Consider the following 17,765-nt stretch of genomic DNA (forward strand, 5'->3'; position numbering starts at 1 on the left):
AATATATAAGTGTATTGCTATCTTTTTTATTTTTTTTGTATGACAAATCATTTATTTCTTTTCGTTCTATCTGTCAAATTTATTTCCTGTTCACGTTTACCATATAACTGATTAATTTCATTTGCTACTGCATCTAAATATGAATCGGAAAAAATAGGCTTCTTTTCTTTAGACATATGGGTCTCCTTTGTGGATTTTTTAGTATTCATTATGTATATTTCTCAGCGGATTATGCGCAATCATTTTAATTTTTTTCTTATTAAAAATTTTTGTTTACTTTTTGAAAATAAAGGAGTATTATAATCCACAGTTTCAATTTTCTAAATCGCTGAAACCGCATGGTACGGGGGACCCGTTTTTACGGATTAGTACATAATCCGATGGGGTGAATCCTTGAAAAAGGTAGGGCTACTCATAGGCCCGAATCCGACAGCTAACCTCGTAAGCGTTATATTGAGAAGGAAGGTGGAGCTTGTGCGACAAAAAAAATAATGTCTACAAGTCTATTTCGCTATGGCTTGTAGACATTTTTTGTTTTCTGAAGAAATAGTTTACTGGCTGTAACAAGCAGAAAAGTTCGTACAAAATTATTGGAGAGTGGACAGCATTGGTTTCATCTATTAAAAGATTTTTAATTGGAAGACCGTTAAAATCAACGGAGCTTGGAGAACAAAAGCTTAATAAAACGAAAGCTTTAGCTATTTTATCTTCTGACGCATTGTCATCAGTTGCTTACGGTCCAGAGCAAATTTTAATTGCTTTAGCAGGTGTTGGAGCGATCGCCTATTGGTATTCCATTCCGATCGCTGTTGGGGTATTAGTATTATTGACAGCCCTTATTTTATCTTATCGTCAAATTATTTTTGCTTATCCGCATGGCGGGGGAGCGTATGTTGTATCAAAAGAAAATTTAGGGATGAATCCAGGCTTAATTGCTGGAGGATCTTTATTAGTTGACTATATTTTAACTGTTGCGGTAAGTGTGTCCGCGGGTACAGATGCAATTACTTCTGCGTTTCCTAGCTTACATGCACATAACGTAATTATTGCGGTTATATTTGTTATATTAATTACGATATTAAATTTAAGAGGAGTAACGGAATCAGCTTCCGTGCTAGCATATCCTGTTTATTTATTCGTTTTAGCACTATTTATATTAATTGGTGTGGGCATATATAATATTTTAACTGGTCATGTTTCACCTACTTTACATGCGCCGATTGGAACACCAGTTGCAGGAATTAGTTTATTTTTATTACTAAGAGCATTTGCATCAGGTAGTTCTGCTTTAACAGGTGTTGAAGCAATTTCAAATGCAATTCCGAACTTTAAAGATCCTGCGCCAAACAATGCTGCAAAAACATTGCTTGCAATGGGTGCATTACTTGCTGTGTTATTTTCAGGAATTGTATTTTTAGCTTATTATTACGGAGTGACTCCGAGTAAAGAAGTAACAGTTGTTTCTCAAATTGCTGAACAAACATTTGGACGTAATTTCATGTACTATTTCATACAAGGTACAACAGCTTTAATATTAATTCTCGCTGCTAATACAGGCTATTCTGCATTTCCTTTATTAGCGGTTAACCTTGCAAAAGATAAATTCATACCGAGAATGTTTACGATTAGAGGAGACCGTTTAGGTTACTCAAACGGTATTATTATACTTGGAGTTGCTTCGATTATTTTAATTGTAGCTTTCCAAGGACAAACAGAACATTTAATTCCACTATATGCAGTAGGTGTATTTATTCCATTTACACTTTCTCAAACAGGGATGGTATTAAAATGGCTTCGGGAAAAACCTGAAGGATGGGCTTTAAGATTAACGGTTAATTTAATTGGTGCAGTTATTAGTTTTATCGTAATGAGTATGTTCTTTTTAACTAAATTTGCACAAGTTTGGTCGATACTTATTTTCTTACCTGCAATCATATTCTTATTCCACAGAATTAAGAAGCACTATGATGCGGTAGGTGATCAGTTAAGTTTAAAAACTTGTGAACCACTTGTTCCGATTAAGGGAAATGTAATCGTCGTTCCGGTAGCTGGTATGACTCACGTAGTAGAAAATTCATTGAACTATGCTAAGGCTCTTTCGGCAGATCAAGTTATTGCTGTATATGTTGCTTTTGACAGGGAAGAGGAAAAGAAATTTGAAGAGAAATGGAAAAAGTGGCAACCTGAAGTTAGGCTTGTTACATTACATTCTCATTATAGAAGTATTATCCAGCCGCTAACGAAGTTCATCGATACAGTGCAATATAAGGCAAGTGAATCGAATTACCGCGTTACGGTCGTTATACCACAGTTCATTCCGAAAAAAGGTTGGCATAACATTCTTCATAATCAATCCAGTTTACTCATACGTGCGTATTTACTTTATAAAAGAAATGTTGTTATTACGACAGTTCCATATCATTTGAAAAAATAAGAAGATTTTTTAAGGATAGCTTCGTGAAAATGAAGCTATCCTTTTTGTGTATATGCTATGCATAATTGCATACGGGCTCGAAAATTATATTTATATAATTTTATCAGTTATTTTCAAGTAGTGTTTTCTGTTGTGATATGTAGATATTTCAATCTATAAAGTGAATCGGATTATATTTTGAAATAAGGACACGAAAGCTTGAAAATAAAGGGAATGAAAATACTTCTTTACGTTATATAAACAGCTGTGTTTAAATGACCTTACAGTACAAAACATATATGAAAACAAAACGAAATTTCATATTTACGTATATTGTTTAGTTTAAAATGAATAATATTTTTATGTAATATATTCACTGTGTGAATGTGGGGATTTCGATGAAATAGAAAATTTATACAATATTATTCATACTAAACACATATGAAAAATAATAAAATGTTTTGTGACGATAAGTAAGTACTGTAGCAATACGAGAGAGGTGGTTCGTACATGGATCGCGGTGAGAACGTTCTCTATTTTAACCATCTCAAATTATAGGTAAGAAAATAGAATAATAAAATGCGATAGTAATAGTTGCTAATACATAGGAGGAGTTAAAGTGAAAAAGACTTTAATTACAGGGTTATTGGTTACAGCAGTATCTACGAGTTGCTTCATTCCTGTAAGCGCTTACGCTAAGGAGGGGCAAACGGAAGTGAAAACAGTATATGCACAAAATGTAATTGCTCCAAATACATTATCCAATTCAATTAGAATGTTAGGATCACAATCACCGCTTATTCAAGCATATGGATTAATTATTTTACAACAGCCAGATATTAAGGTAAATGCGATGAGTAGCTTAACGAATCATCAAAAGTTTGCAAAGGCGAATGTACGAGAATGGATTGATGAATATAATCCGAAGCTAATTGACTTAAATCAAGAGATGATGAGATACAGCACTAGATTTAATAGCTATTATAGTAAGCTCTATGAATTAGCAGGAAACGTAAATGAAGATCAGCAAGCAAAAGCAGATTTTATGAGTGCATATGGAAAATTACAATTGCAAGTACAAAGCATCCAAGAGAGTATGGAGCAAGATTTATTAGAGTTAAATCGATTTAAAACAGTATTAGACAAAGATAGTAACAACTTATCAATTAAAGCCGATGAAGCAATAAAAACACTGCAAGGATCAAGTGGAGATATTGTGAAATTAAGAGAAGATATTAAAAGAATTCAAGGTGAAATTCAAGCTGAATTAACTACTATTTTGAATAGACCTCAAGAAATCATTAAAGGTTCTATTAATATTGGTAAACAAGTATTTACAATCACAAATCAAACTGCACAAACGAAAACAATCGATTTTGTTTCTATCGGTACTTTAAGTAATGAAATTGTAAATGCTGCAGATAGTCAAACGAGGGAAGCAGCTCTTCGCATTCAACAAAAGCAAAAGGAGTTATTGCCACTTATTCAAAAGTTATCACAAACTGAAGCAGAGGCGACTCAAATTACATTCGTTGAAGATCAAGTAAATAGCTTTACAGAATTAATTGATCGTCAAATTACAACTTTAGAAACGTTATTAACGGATTGGAAAGTTTTAAATAATAATATGATTCAAATTCAAACAAATGTCGAAGAAGGCACGTATACAGACAGTAGTTTACTTCAAAAACATTTCAATCAAATTAAAAAAGTAAGTGATGAAATGAATAAGCAAACAAATCAATTTGAAGATTACGTTACAAACGTTGAAGTACATTAAACAGAAAAATAATTAGCGATATAGGGAGAGAAGAAAAATGACAAAAAAACCTTATAAAGTAATGGCTCTATCAGCACTTATGGCAGTATTTGCAGCAGGAAATATTATGCCGGCTCATACGTATGCAGCTGAAAGTACAGTGAAACAAGCTCCAGTTCATGCGGTAGCAAAAGCTTATAATGACTATGAAGAATATTCATTAGGACCAGAAGGCCTAAAAGATGCAATGGAAAGAACAGGTTCAAATGCTTTAGTAATGGATCTGTACGCTTTAACAATTATTAAACAAGGTAATGTTAACTTTGGAAATGTATCGTCTGTTGATGCGGCTTTAAAAGGGAAAGTAATTCAGCACCAAGATACAGCTAGAGGAAATGCGAAGCAATGGTTAGATGTATTAAAACCACAGCTTATTTCAACGAATCAAAATATCATTAATTACAATACGAAATTCCAAAACTATTATGATACTTTAGTTGCTGCAGTTGATGCAAAGGATAAAGCGACTCTTACGAAAGGCTTAACTAGATTATCAAGTAGTATTAATGAAAATAAAGCACAAGTGGATCAGTTAGTAGAAGACTTGAAGAAATTCCGAAATAAAATGACTTCGGATACGCAAAACTTCAAGGGTGATGCAAATCAAATTACATCTATATTAGCTAGTCAAGATGCAGGAATTCCGCTATTACAAAATCAAATTACAACGTACAATGAAGCAATTAGTAAATATAATGCAATTATTATCGGTTCATCTGTTGCGACAGCTCTAGGACCAATTGCAATTATCGGTGGTGCAGTAGTTATTGCTACGGGCGCAGGAACACCGCTAGGAGTAGCATTAATTGCAGGTGGTGCAGCAGCTGTAGGCGGTGGTACAGCTGGAATCGTATTAGCGAAGAAAGAGCTTGATAATGCACAAGCAGAAATTCAAAAGATAACAGGACAAGTTACAACTGCGCAATTAGAAGTAGCTGGATTAACGAACATTAAAACACAAACAGAGTATTTAACAAATACAATTGATACTGCAATTACAGCGTTACAAAATATTTCAAACCAATGGTACACAATGGGATCAAAATATAATTCTTTACTTCAAAATGTGGATTCAATTAGTCCAAACGACCTTGTTTTCATTAAAGAAGATTTAAACATTGCGAAAGATAGCTGGAAAAATATTAAAGACTATGCAGAAAAGATTTATGCTGAAGATATTAAAGTAGTAGATACGAAAAAAGCATAATTGAATACGAATCGTTAGAGCGTTAAGTGTTGATGAATGATTTGAAGCTCCTGTTCAGTTGTGAGCAGGAGCTTTTTATACTCTTATAAAGAAAATAGGTGAAAAGTATGCAGAAAAGATTTTATAAAAAATGTCTTTTAGCGGTAATGATTGCTGGGGTGGCAACGAGTAACGTATCTCCTTTACATCCTTTTGCAGCAGAACAAAATGTAAAGGTACTACAAGAAAATGTGAAAAACTATTCTCTTGGACCAGCTGGATTCCAAGATGTAATGGCACAAACGACATCGAGTATATTTGCAATGGATTCATATGCAAAATTAATTCAAAATCAACAAGAGACGGATTTAAGTAAAATAAGTTCGATTAATAGTGAATTTAAAGGGAATATGATTCAGCATCAAAGAGATGCAAAAATTAATGCAGCATATTGGTTAAATAATATGAAGCCTCAAATTATGAAAACGGATCAAAATATTATAAATTACAATAATACTTTTCAATCGTATTATAACGACATGTTAATAGCGATTGATCAAAAGGATAGCGGAAAATTAAAAGCGGATTTAGAAAAGTTGTATGCGGATATTGTAAAGAATCAAAATGAGGTAGATGGATTATTAGGAAATTTGAAAAGTTTTCGCGATAGAATGGCGAAAGATACAAATAGTTTCAAAGAGGATACAAATCAGTTAACAGCGATATTGGCAAGTACGAATGCTGGTATTCCAGCTCTAGAGCAACAAATAAATACATATAACGATTCGATTAAAAAGAGTAATGATATGGTCATTGCTGGTGGCGTACTTTGCGTAGCGCTAATAACATGTCTTGCTGGCGGGCCGATGATTGCGGTTGCAAAAAAAGATATCGCAAATGCAGAAAGAGAGATAGCTAATTTAAAAGATAGAATTTCAGGAGCACAAGCAGAAATCGTAATTTTGACTGATGTAAAAAATAAAACAACAAACATGGCGGAAACAATTGATGCAGCAATTACAGCACTACAAAACATATCAAACCAATGGTATACAGTAGGTGCAAAATATAATAATTTACTACAAAACGTAAAAGGAATTAGTCCGGAAGAGTTTACGTTTATAAAAGAAGATTTACATACAGCGAAAGATAGCTGGAAAGATGTAAAGGATTATACAGAAAAATTACATGAAGGTGTGGCAAAGTAAACAGTGGGCTAGTTCCGCTGTTTATTTTTATTCCGTTTTTTTGTGAGAGTTGAACTTGTAATTTTATATATAAGTTTTCATGTGTTTTATCCATGTGTGTATAAAAAATCTTTTTGTTATCGCTCCCTTTGATAGAATCCATTTTCACATAGGTTTTTTACCGAATTTTTTAAAAATTAAATTTTACGGCTTGATAATTCGTTTAAAATGATTTAATCTTATGTCAAATGATATATTTATCTATCAAAAATGCTTTTGTAAAGATAAAGGAGTGATTGAGAATGTTAAACGCCCCATTGATGGTAAGCCTTTAGGTGCAACCACATTGAAAAGATTGGGAAGAAATGAGTGAGCTTTCACAATAAAGAACTCTATAACTTTATGTAGTGTTTGATGCCCTTTGATTAGATTTTTTTAAAAAACAAACCAATATTAATTGAATCAAAGTTTAGAAATTAAATATATGAGTAGTAGAAAAAAGCCATTAGTTGTTATCATGTCTTGATGAAAAACATAAAAAATAGGCAAGAAAAATTCTGAGAAAACCTGTTCAGAAAGTATGGTATGAAAGCAAGTTAGTGATGGGAATTCAAAACCAATTTGATAAAAGTGAGGTAAATAATATGACTTTTGAAGAAAAATTACAAGCATATGCAGAACTTACGGTGAAAATCGGTGTGAATATTCAACCAGGGCAATACTTATTAGTCAATACATCAGTGGATGCATTGGATTTCGCCCGTATAGTTGTGAAAGAGGCTTATAAGGCTGGGGCAGGGCGTGTTCATGTTAATTTCTCGGATGAAGAAATGGAACGTGCTTACTTTGATTATGCCTCAGATGAAGAATTTAATCGCTTCCCAGAGTGGATAGTCAAAATGAATGATGAGCTGATCGAATGTAAAGGAGCATTATTAATGATAGATGCTACAGATCCTGATAAATTTACAGGTATTTCATCTAATCGTCTAGCTACCTATCAAAAGGTAGCAGGAGCTGCTCTGAGCAACAATCGCAACGCCGTAATGAAGGATTCAGTAGCTTGGTCTATGGTAGCAGTTCCTTCACCAAAGTGGGCATCGAAGGTGTTCCCGGATTTAGCAGCTGAGGATCAAGTACCAGCATTATGGGAGGCTATTTTTAAAGCTGTTCGTATTGGTGAAGGCAGTGCTATTGAAAAATGGCGTGAACATGTAAAAAATTTAGAATCTCGTGCGGTCCTACTGAACAATAAAAAATATATAAAGCTTCACTATACAGCGCCAGGTACTGATTTAACAATTGCATTAGCACCACAGCATAAATGGATTACTGGAGGTGGTAAAACTCCTGATGATACTATCTTTATGGCTAATATGCCGACCGAAGAGGTTTATACGTTACCGATGAAACAAAGTGTAAATGGCTATGTAAGCAATACAAAACCATTAGTTTATCAAGGGAATATTATCGACGGCTTTAAACTGACATTTGAAGAAGGAAAAATTGTTAAAGCTGAAGCACAGGTAGGACATGATTTATTACAGGAGCTTATTAATGTGGATGAAGGCTCGTGCTATTTAGGTGAGATAGCACTTGTACCAAATGAATCACCAATTTCAGCATCGGGAATTTTATATTTTAATACATTGTTTGATGAAAATGCATCGAACCATTTAGCGATTGGTAAAGCTTATCCAACTTGCTTAGAGGATGGAAGAGATTTAGAAAACGATCAGCTTGAAACGTTAGGTGCAAATATTTCAGTAACACATGAGGATTTTATGATTGGCAGCAGTGAGATGGACATCGACGGTATTCTACCAGATGGAACTGTAGAACCAATTTTCCGTAAAGGTAGCTGGGCATTTTAAGTTTTTAATTTGAAGAAAGGAGTAGAGTGGATGAAACGGTTACTAAGCATAATTGGTGCAACTATATAGGGGGTTCATCTGCTTTTGCTTAGGCTGAAAACTACCTCTTTAATTAGAAGTAAAATACATTCAAAGGAGATAGGCCAATGAATTTCTGGGAAGTTGTTTTGATAGTAGTGAATTTTAGTCTATTGAGTTGGATACTGTTAATAGGCAGAGAAACGAAAAAGTGGTCTAAATTAGCTACTTTGATTGCCGTTGTAATGGTTACAGTTCAGTTATTGGCAGAAGGTTTTAGGTGGCAGATGATTCCGGCATATGTATCCCCAGTTATCTTAATTTTATGCTATTTATTAACTGGGCGGAAAAAGGGCTGTAGAAGTTGGGGGATATTCATAGTTAAGACCTCGTTGCTATGTATCTATTTGTCTGTAGCAGTGGCGCTACCCTTACTTATGCCAGTATTTTCATTTGAAGAACCAACCGGCCCACATAGGATCGGTACGAAGGTATATCATTGGATTGATCATCAGAGAAATGAACCATATTCGAAAAATCCAACCGATCGGCGCGAACTGATGGTGCAAATTTGGTATCCTACAGCTGAAAAAAGTAAGGGGGATCCAGAACCTTATATTCGTAACATAAATGAGCTTTCCAAGGGATTGGAAAAAACATTGTCCATTCCTGCATTTGCATTCAGCCACATGGAATTGGTAAAATCTCATTCGTTTATGGATTTACAACTCTCAGATTCAGAGAATCATTATCCCATATTACTTTTCTCTCATGGTTTTAATGGTTTTCGTAATCAAAACACGTTTCAAGTTGAGGAGTTGGCTAGTCAAGGATATATTGTTCTAAGTATCGATCATACCTTTGATGCTGCAGCTACCGTCTTTCCAGATGGTCGAACTGCTTACGTACAGCCCATCAATTTAACTGATGAAGGGGATAGCCACATAAAATTATGGGAGGAAGATGTCAGCTTTGTCCTTAATCAGATAGAGAAACTTAATCAAAACGATGAGACCGGCTTCTTTACAGGAAGAATGGATACTTCGCGAATTGGAATGTTTGGTCACTCTTACGGTGGAGCTACCGCAGCACAAATACTTGCAAAAGATTCTCGTGTCAAAGCAGCTATCAATATGGATGGTACATTGTATGGAGAAATCTTTCCTGAAAGTGGAATTGGAAAACCATTTCTACTCATGAGTGCAGAAGAGCCTGATGAAGCAGATCCCTATGAAGTGAGGGAGCGATATGGACGTGGGTTAGCTGGTGGTGGTATGTCAATGGTCATACCTCATACGGATCATACAAGCCTCACTGATTTACATTTGTTCTCCCCTCTGTTGCAGAGCCCAGGTGAAAATCCAAAGGAAGTTCATCGTATTATCAACGAATTCAGCCTGGCATTTTTTGACCAGTATGTAAAACAGAAGGATGACGGCTCAACCCTTAAAAGGCTGATGACCAAATACCCGGAAGTGAATTTTAAAGTAAACCGATAACTTTATGCAGAAAGAAGCTTCATTATAAAACATTCAGTAATTAAATGAAGTGCAACCGGATTTAATAAAAGTAGAAAAATTACTATAAGTATTAATGCGTCATGAAAAATAGTTTAAAAAACCTAGATAAGGTAATCAATTTCTCTACTAAGAAAGCGATTCGAACCATTTCCTTTGGTTCTTGTATTTATTACATTAAATAATTTAATTTCTTCATCGTTATCTAAATAATGAAATGCTAAAAATGAAACATTCAAAGTACTATCAGTTTCAGTAATATAATTCTTTTTGAAAAGCTACATTCAGCATCTGGACACTTTATTTGAGATTGTTTATTATAATATCAAATGATATATTTTTCTATCAAAAATGACGAATTTATACAGAAAAAGGGAGAGATTGACGATGAAGAAAGACTTGTCAGCGTTGAAGGAAGCGAGATTTAATGCAATTCTTGATTCGGCTACTATATTGCTTGTTGAAAATCCTACTGCTTCGATGAATGAAATTGCGGAATATGCGGGAATTGGAATTGCTACACTCCATCGCTACGTCGAAAGCAGGGAGAAATTGATGCTGTTCTTAGGCCATCGGGCTATACAACTGGTAAGTGATACTGTAAACCAGATTCCACTGGATGAGGAAAGAAGCGAAAACTATATCCCGGAACTCATTGAAGCGTTAATCCCTTTAGGTGACAAAATCTATTTTCTAGGTCATGATGCATCTGTATTTAACAACAAAGAATTAGGTAAAGCAGAAGAGAAGCTGAGGGAACCCTTACGACGCGTTATTGAGCTGTTACAACAAAGAGGTTATTTTCAGCAAACGGTTAGCAGCGAATGGATTTTGAATACGCTTTATGCTCTGCTTTTCCATACTTGGGAACAGGTACATGAAGGAAATGTGGCTAAAAAATCTGCTGCAGAGCTTGTTTTAAATACATTTTATTATGGTTTTAAAGCTAAGGATGATTTGAGAGGTAAGTGAACTGATTCAAATCCATGATAATTAATATCAATAATACAGAAAGCGAAAAGGAGGACTGGGAAATGAATCAAATCTCTATTGTAAAGGCTGTTCATCAATCCATGGTCGGCGCCCAGTTAAATGTAATGGCATTGGAATACATGGCGTTTCCACTTGCAGGATCTGAGGAGAAGAACACAGTCGAAGGGACATTTTGTAAGCTCTGGCGGCAGGAGAACAACCGTTTTAGTCATCAATACGCTTATGAAGCTCAAATGGACGGGAAAACTTTAGGGATGATTACTTGCTATCCCATACCCGTTTTAAACCGTCTTGCCTGGTCCACTTTTAAACAGCTGCTTTCATTCCGAAAGCTGGGTTTTGTTATTTATAACATTTTGAATATCAAAATGCTTTATTCCATGTTTACCTTGAAGGAGGGAGAAGATGACGAGTTTCACATCGGAACAATTGCCTTATTGCCCGAAAGTCGAGGACTAGGGATAGGTACCAGACTACTTAAGTTTGCCGAGGAACAAGCTTCCCTGCAAGGCTTTGCCAAATGCTCTCTGACGGTAAAGAAAGAGAATCAACTTGCCATTAAATTGTATCAGAGGATAGGCTACCAGATTACAGGCGAAATTAATAAACCAAAGTTATCGTTGTACAGAATGGTCAAAAACGTAGAATCTTACAACCGTTTATAAAAAATTTGTACCGTATCAGGGTACCGCCACATACCTATCAACCGAAATATTCTGAATTATCAACAAAATAAAAATGAACTTTTTGTTACAAGTTAATACAAAATTTCGTTCTAGAGGCACTAAAAAATTTTAGCTTGATAGTGATGGGATGGGGCCTCTATATAAAAAAACACAGTTTACACTCAAACTGTGTTTTTCGACGTACAATGATTTATCAACATCTCTTATTATTCTTTAAAATCTGCAACAGAACCAGGATTTCCCCTCAAAGTATAAATTCCAAGGGGAACCGTTTTTTTATTTACTTATATACGTACAGCTGTACCACTGACAGCAACCATTAACATTCCATCACGAACAACTTCGTAATCTACGTCAATACCAACGATAGCGTTCGCACCTTTTTCTTTTGCAAGTTCTTTCATTTCGCCCATTGCAATATCACGAGCGTCTTTTAGCTTACTTTCATAAGCACCAACACGGCCACCGACAACATCACGAACGGAAGCGAATACATCGCGGACAATATTTGCACCCATAATAGCTTCACCATTTACAATATCAATATACTCAATAATCTCTTTACCTTGAATTCCAGAAGTTGTTGTTACAATCATGACTGACACTCTCCTAATATCTTATAATTTTTGATTAGCTTTCTTATGCCATAGAAAAAGTATTTTTGGCACCAGAAACAAGTCTAGTTTCTTACAGAATGAAACCAAGGCAATTGTTTAACATGTGTATCGCTATAACATATGCAATGGATCTTTTAGAAATAAGATAAGCCGCAGTAAGTATCAACGATCCAGGTAAATAAATAGCAATATCCGAAAGTTGGTTCGTATGAAGAAGTGTAAAAATCATAATCGAAATGATAGATGCAATAGCAGTACCAATATGGTAAGAAAAACGATTTATTAATATGTGACGAAACACAATTTCTTCAAGTATTGGACCCAGAATACCAAATACAAGCAATGTAAATACAAGAGGTACCTCCGCACCCGTTTCAAGGAGCTGCTCTTGGTTCTCTGGTTGACCAGTTGCTAGAAAACGCATAACACACTGTTCCACAATTACCGTAAATAAAACTACCATAGGAATACTTACTATTTTCAAAATTGTCTTCTCTTTAAAATAAGTAAAACTTTCAATAATTTCTTTCCTAAAGAAAATGATTCCTACAATAGCAGGTACAGTAAAACCGATGGCACTAAGAACAAATTCTGATTCAACTAAATTGACATTAGCTAAAAGTGATATGCCAAATAATATGTACAAGCCAATTTGAAATGGTACAAACATTGTAAAGATTATGAGCATAATGATTTCTTTTTTATTCATTTTTATAAAGTTCACTGTATTGCCCCCATAATTAAATTACCTATAATTTTTGATTTTTCTCTCTGCATAACGTTCTCCTTCTAAATATATTTATATAAGATTATAAACCGGACGGTTCGGTCCGGAACCTAATGATACTATAAGTTTCTAGTTTTTTAAACCCTTTTTATAAAGTATTAACAAAATCCAAATGGAAAAAAAGCAAATATATTTATATCTCAGTTTCTTTGGTACAATTTAATTCCAGTAATCATTAATGATTACCCTTTTATAGAATGAAGTGAAAGTGGGGATAGTTCAAACACTTTAGCTAAACATATTAATCAAAATTATATATAATAATCATATGTCTATACGTTAAATTTAACTATATATTTTTACACCTACTACGAAGTTAGGTGAAATTAGTTGTATAACATGACTGAATTAAATAATTGGTCATGTTAATTTTGACAGAAAATTCATTTGAATGATATAGATAATACAATTTGATTAATCTCTTTTCAAACTGTATTGTTTGAGGTTCACATAATATAGGGGTTGATAAGATATTTTCGCTTCAAACTTCTTTATACTTACAAAAAAATTCAAGAAAATAGATGGTAAATATCACCTGGAATATTAAGCTCGTTTTTATTAGGAGGATTACAAAGCATGACTAAAGTTGATAAGGTTAAAGAAAAAATTATTGAAACATCTTTATATTTATTTAATACTAATGGGATAACTCGCACATCCATCCAGGATATAATGACAGCTACTGAACTACCTAAAGGATCTATTTATCGTAGATTCAAAAGTAAAGAAGAAATTGTCCTTGCTGCCTACGACAAAAGTGGTGAGATTATGTGGAGTCATTTTCATAAAGCAATGGAAAATAAAAAGACAGCAATCGATAAAATCCTTGCAATTTTCCTTGTATATCAAGATGCAGCTAATAATCCTCCTATTGCTGGAGGCTGTCCATTACTTAATAGCGCAATTGAAAGTACTGGAGTATTTCCAGAATTACAAAAAGCAGCAGCAAAAGGTTATGATGATACAGTAATGTTAATGGCTTCTCTCATAAAAGAAGGAATAGAGAAACAAGAACTTAAAGAAGATATAGAGGTTATATCACTTGCTTCCTTTCTTGCATCTTCAATGGAGGGGGCTATTATGGCAAGTCGAGTATCTAACGATAATATACACCATCATTATTTTATTGAACAAATAAAACATCATCTTTTCACTTATTCTAAATAAGTGGGAACTTGCATTGTTTTCATCCAATTTTTATAAAATTAAATTGAATACATACCCCTTATAACCAGTATCTTCTGTTTATAAGGGGTATTTGAATAGTTTTTAGACGATGGTTTATGTTTCTTATTGAACGGTTTCATTGTATATAATAAGTGGAATATAAGTTCAGTTAGATAAAATTCGGTAGTCGAATTTTTTTGCATAAAGCTGTATAATGCTTGTAACGAAAGGGAAATACAGGAAGGGATTTGTAATGAGTTACTATGGAAAAAGATAAACAACAATTAAGCGTTGAAGTTGCAAGATTATATTATCAATCAGATTATAGTCAGCAAGAAATTGCTAACAAATTAAATATTTCAAGACCGACGATTTCTAGATTGTTAAAGTACGCGAAAGAAAAAGGGTTTGTTCAAATTAGCATCGCCGATCCATTTGCGGATTTAGATAACGTTGGGAATTTACTAAAAGAAAAGTACAACTTGTTAGAGGCACATGTTGTGTTTTCTCCAGTGCCAGAATATGCAACGATTACAGAGTATATTAGTAAATATGCAGCTGAGTATATGGAAAAGACGGTTAAAAATGGTGATATCGTTGGTGTAAGCTGGGGAATGACAATGTATGAAATCGCTAGAAAAATCGTACCGCAACATGTAAAAGGGATAGAGGTTGTCCAGCTAAAAGGTGGCATTAGTCACTCGAGTGTAAATACATATGCGAATGAGACGATAGCTTTATTTGCAGATGCTTTTCAAACGACGCCAAGAAATCTACCTCTTCCAGTTATATTTGATAATGCAGTGACAAAAGAATTAGTAGAGCAGGATCGACATATTCATCACATTATCGAAATGGGGAAGCAAGCGAATATTGCAATTTTTACTGTAGGAACAGTGCGAGATGAAGCGCTATTATTCCGATTAGGTTATTTCGATAAGGAGGAAACAAGTTTACTCAAAAAACAATCGGTCGGTGACATTTGTTCACGTTTCTTTGATGGAGACGGAAATATTAGTAGTGAAGAAATTAATAAGCGGACCATTGGAATTGAGTTAGAGGAACTGAAATTAAAGAAACGCTCTATTTTAGTTGCAGGTGGTAATAGAAAAATAAAAGCAATTGATGGTGCGTTACGTGGCGGGTATGCAAATGTATTAATTATCGATCAGCATACAGCAAAAGAATTGTTACATTATCAAAAAGATTAGAAATAAAAGGCGTTCTCAAAATGTTAATTTTGAGAACGCCTTTTATTTTGTTATGTATGAATGATAGGTGTTTTTTTGAACACAAATTGCCTTTTTAAAAATAATTATGGATATGGAGATACATACTACCATTGTTAATATAAAAGTTTTGATTTTAAATAGGAATTGTTTCTTAGTTAGAATGCGCTTTATTTACTACAAGAAAATTCCTTTTAAAAAAGAATGAACAAAATTTCAAAAGTGTATTTACATTTGTTCAACTAAGAGTTAGAATGAAGTTGTTAAAAGATATGAGGAGTGAAGATAATGAACATTGCAAAGTTAATTGACCATACAATTTTAAAAGCTAATACTACTAAAGAAGATGTTATGAAAGTAATCGAAGAAGCAAAGGAATATAAATTCGCTTCTGTTTGTATTAACCCAACATGGGTAAAATTAGCGGCTGATGAACTAGCTGGACATGATGTAGACGTTTGTACTGTAATCGGTTTCCCATTAGGAGCAAGCACTACTGAAACAAAAGCATTTGAAACAAAAGATGCTATCGCAAAAGGTGCAACTGAAGTTGATATGGTAATCAACGTAGGCGCTTTAAAAGATGGCGACAACGAACTTGTTGAAAAAGATATTTATGAAGTAGTACAAGCAGCAAAAGGAAAAGCTCTTGTAAAAGTAATCATTGAAACTTGTCTATTAACAGATGAAGAAAAAGTACGCGCTTGTGAATTATCAGTAAAAGCTGGTGCTGACTTCGTAAAAACTTCAACTGGATTCTCAACTGGCGGAGCAACTGCTGAAGATATCGCATTAATGCGTAAAACAGTAGGACCAAACGTTGGTGTAAAAGCATCTGGCGGTGTTCGTACACGTGAAGATGCAGATAAAATGGTAGCTGCTGGAGCTTCTCGCGTTGGAGCAAGTGCTAGTGTTGCAATCGTATTAAATGATGCAAAAGGTGCTACAGATAACTACTAATCGATAAAAGGTTAAAGCAATAGATATACGTTTAAAGTATATCTATTGCTTTAACAATTAAAGAAAATGTAAGCGGATACGAATGGGAGGAAACGGCTTATGAAATACTTAATCGGTGTTTTTGGCCTCGTATTGATTTTAGGTATCGCTTGGCTTGCTAGTAATGATAGAAAGAAAGTCAAATATCGTCCAATCATAACGATGGTTATATTACAATTCATTTTGGGGTTTCTATTATTAAATACAAGTATAGGGAATATATTAATTAGCGGAATAGCAGATGGTTTTGGAGAGTTATTAAAATATGCCGCTGACGGTGTGAATTTCGTATTTGGTGGATTAGTAAATCAAAAAGAGTTTTCGTTCTTTTTAAGTGTATTAATGCCAATCGTATTTATATCAGCCTTAATCGGTATTTTGCAACATATTAAAGTATTACCTATTATTGTGAAATCTATCGGTCTAGCATTAAGTAAAGTAAATGGAATGGGGAAACTAGAATCATATAATGCTGTTGCTTCTGCGATTTTAGGACAATCTGAAGTATTTATATCAGTTAAGAAACAACTAGGGTTATTGCCAGAGAAAAGAATGTATACATTATGTGCATCGGCAATGTCTACAGTTTCTATGTCTATCGTTGGATCATATATGGTGTTATTAAAACCACAATATGTTGTAACCGCTTTAGTGCTTAACTTATTCGGTGGCTTCATCATCGCTTCTATCATTAACCCGTATGAAGTTACTGAGGAAGAAGATATGTTAGAAGTACAAGAAGAAGAGAAAAAGACCTTCTTTGAAGTATTAGGGGAATACATTATTGATGGATTTAAAGTTGCGATTACAGTAGCAGCTATGTTAGTCGGTTTCGTTGCTCTTATCGCATTCATTAATGCAGTATTTAAAGGTGTAATCGGTATTTCATTCCAAGAAATTCTTGGTTATGCATTTGCACCATTTGCATTTATTATGGGTGTACCTTGGCATGAAGCAGTTAATGCCGGAAATATTATGGCAACAAAATTAGTATCAAATGAATTTGTCGCAATGACAGATTTAGCACAAGGAAACTTTAATTTCTCAGATAGAACGACAGCAATTATATCTGTATTCTTAGTTTCATTTGCAAACTTCTCTTCAATTGGAATTATTGCAGGTGCAGTTAAGAGCTTAAATGAAAAGCAAGGGAATGTAGTCGCAAGATTTGGTTTGAAATTACTATTCGGTGCAACGTTAGTAAGTTTCTTATCAGCAACAATCGTTGGCTTATTATTTTAATAGATTCATATAATATAAAAAGGAATGGTGA

15 protein-coding genes and 1 riboswitch are annotated in these 17,765 nt (G+C 34.1%); of the genes, 12 read left to right on the forward strand and 3 right to left on the reverse strand.

Annotation, left to right across the window (positions count from 1 at the left end; translation table 11 throughout):
- Positions 1-47 precede the first annotated feature (47 nt).
- Positions 48-176 carry a hypothetical protein gene (locus DOS87_RS30070; RefSeq protein WP_000031873.1) on the reverse strand — a complete coding sequence of 43 codons (129 nt, stop codon included), beginning with the start codon at positions 174-176 and terminating at the stop codon, positions 48-50.
- Positions 177-316: 140 nt separating this feature from the next.
- A riboswitch (cyclic di-AMP (ydaO/yuaA leader) is annotated at positions 317-463 on the forward strand.
- 144 nt (positions 464-607) lie between these two features.
- Here DOS87_RS30070 and DOS87_RS09250 point away from each other — a divergent pair.
- The 8 genes from DOS87_RS09250 (at position 608) to DOS87_RS09285 (ending at position 11,672) form a co-directional block, all read left to right on the forward strand.
- Entirely contained in the window at positions 608-2,434 is a 1,827-nt protein-coding gene (locus tag DOS87_RS09250) for an APC family permease (RefSeq protein ID WP_000254886.1), read from the forward strand.
- Between the two features lie 598 nt (positions 2,435-3,032).
- Positions 3,033-4,193, forward strand: coding sequence for a non-hemolytic enterotoxin NHE subunit A (nheA, locus tag DOS87_RS09255; protein WP_000751828.1), 1,161 nt, complete (start codon positions 3,033-3,035; stop codon positions 4,191-4,193).
- A 37-nt stretch (positions 4,194-4,230) separates the two neighbouring features.
- Positions 4,231-5,439, forward strand: coding sequence for a non-hemolytic enterotoxin NHE subunit B (gene nheB, locus DOS87_RS09260; RefSeq protein ID WP_000162968.1), 1,209 nt, complete (start codon positions 4,231-4,233; stop codon positions 5,437-5,439).
- A 107-nt stretch (positions 5,440-5,546) separates the two neighbouring features.
- Complete coding sequence (locus tag DOS87_RS09265; RefSeq protein ID WP_208730242.1) at positions 5,547-6,626, forward strand: non-hemolytic enterotoxin subunit C; 1,080 nt, start codon at positions 5,547-5,549, stop codon at positions 6,624-6,626.
- A gap of 623 nt (positions 6,627-7,249) precedes the next feature.
- Complete coding sequence (locus tag DOS87_RS09270; protein ID WP_208730243.1) at positions 7,250-8,479, forward strand: aminopeptidase; 1,230 nt, start codon at positions 7,250-7,252, stop codon at positions 8,477-8,479.
- A gap of 146 nt (positions 8,480-8,625) precedes the next feature.
- Positions 8,626-9,996: an alpha/beta hydrolase family protein gene (locus DOS87_RS09275; protein WP_001012300.1), complete on the forward strand. Its 1,371-nt coding sequence runs from the start codon at positions 8,626-8,628 to the stop codon at positions 9,994-9,996.
- A 405-nt stretch (positions 9,997-10,401) separates the two neighbouring features.
- On the forward strand, positions 10,402-10,986 hold the full coding sequence (locus DOS87_RS09280) for a TetR/AcrR family transcriptional regulator (protein WP_000710982.1): 585 nt from the start codon (positions 10,402-10,404) through the stop codon (positions 10,984-10,986).
- 62 nt (positions 10,987-11,048) lie between these two features.
- Positions 11,049-11,672, forward strand: a complete 624-nt coding sequence (locus DOS87_RS09285) for a GNAT family N-acetyltransferase (protein WP_001071938.1) — start codon at positions 11,049-11,051, stop codon at positions 11,670-11,672.
- A 305-nt stretch (positions 11,673-11,977) separates the two neighbouring features.
- On the opposite strand, the gene DOS87_RS09290 is transcribed toward DOS87_RS09285, so the two are convergent.
- Together DOS87_RS09290 and DOS87_RS09295 are read right to left on the reverse strand one after the other, a co-directional pair.
- Entirely contained in the window at positions 11,978-12,289 is a 312-nt protein-coding gene (locus DOS87_RS09290; protein ID WP_000637518.1) for a heavy metal-binding domain-containing protein, read from the reverse strand.
- Positions 12,290-12,380: 91 nt separating this feature from the next.
- Entirely contained in the window at positions 12,381-13,034 is a 654-nt protein-coding gene (locus DOS87_RS09295; protein WP_001009305.1) for a CPBP family intramembrane glutamic endopeptidase, read from the reverse strand.
- A 639-nt stretch (positions 13,035-13,673) separates the two neighbouring features.
- Here DOS87_RS09295 and DOS87_RS09300 point away from each other — a divergent pair.
- The 4 genes from DOS87_RS09300 to DOS87_RS09315 all read left to right on the forward strand — a co-directional run bounded on the left by DOS87_RS09300 (position 13,674) and on the right by DOS87_RS09315 (position 17,734).
- A complete protein-coding gene (locus DOS87_RS09300; protein ID WP_000169651.1) occupies positions 13,674-14,264 on the forward strand; it encodes a TetR/AcrR family transcriptional regulator in 591 nt (196 codons plus the stop codon).
- 263 nt (positions 14,265-14,527) lie between these two features.
- Entirely contained in the window at positions 14,528-15,475 is a 948-nt protein-coding gene (locus DOS87_RS09305; RefSeq protein ID WP_000409779.1) for a DNA-binding transcriptional repressor DeoR, read from the forward strand.
- 306 nt (positions 15,476-15,781) lie between these two features.
- Positions 15,782-16,453 carry a deoxyribose-phosphate aldolase gene (gene deoC, locus DOS87_RS09310; protein WP_001017441.1) on the forward strand — a complete coding sequence of 224 codons (672 nt, stop codon included), beginning with the start codon at positions 15,782-15,784 and terminating at the stop codon, positions 16,451-16,453.
- A 99-nt stretch (positions 16,454-16,552) separates the two neighbouring features.
- Complete coding sequence (locus DOS87_RS09315) at positions 16,553-17,734, forward strand: NupC/NupG family nucleoside CNT transporter (RefSeq protein ID WP_000876177.1); 1,182 nt, start codon at positions 16,553-16,555, stop codon at positions 17,732-17,734.
- The last annotated feature ends 31 nt before the right edge of the window (positions 17,735-17,765 follow it).

It is taken from the genome of Bacillus sp. CR71 (assembly GCF_003429245.1).
Lineage (GTDB): Bacteria > Bacillota > Bacilli > Bacillales > Bacillaceae_G > Bacillus_A > Bacillus_A thuringiensis_S.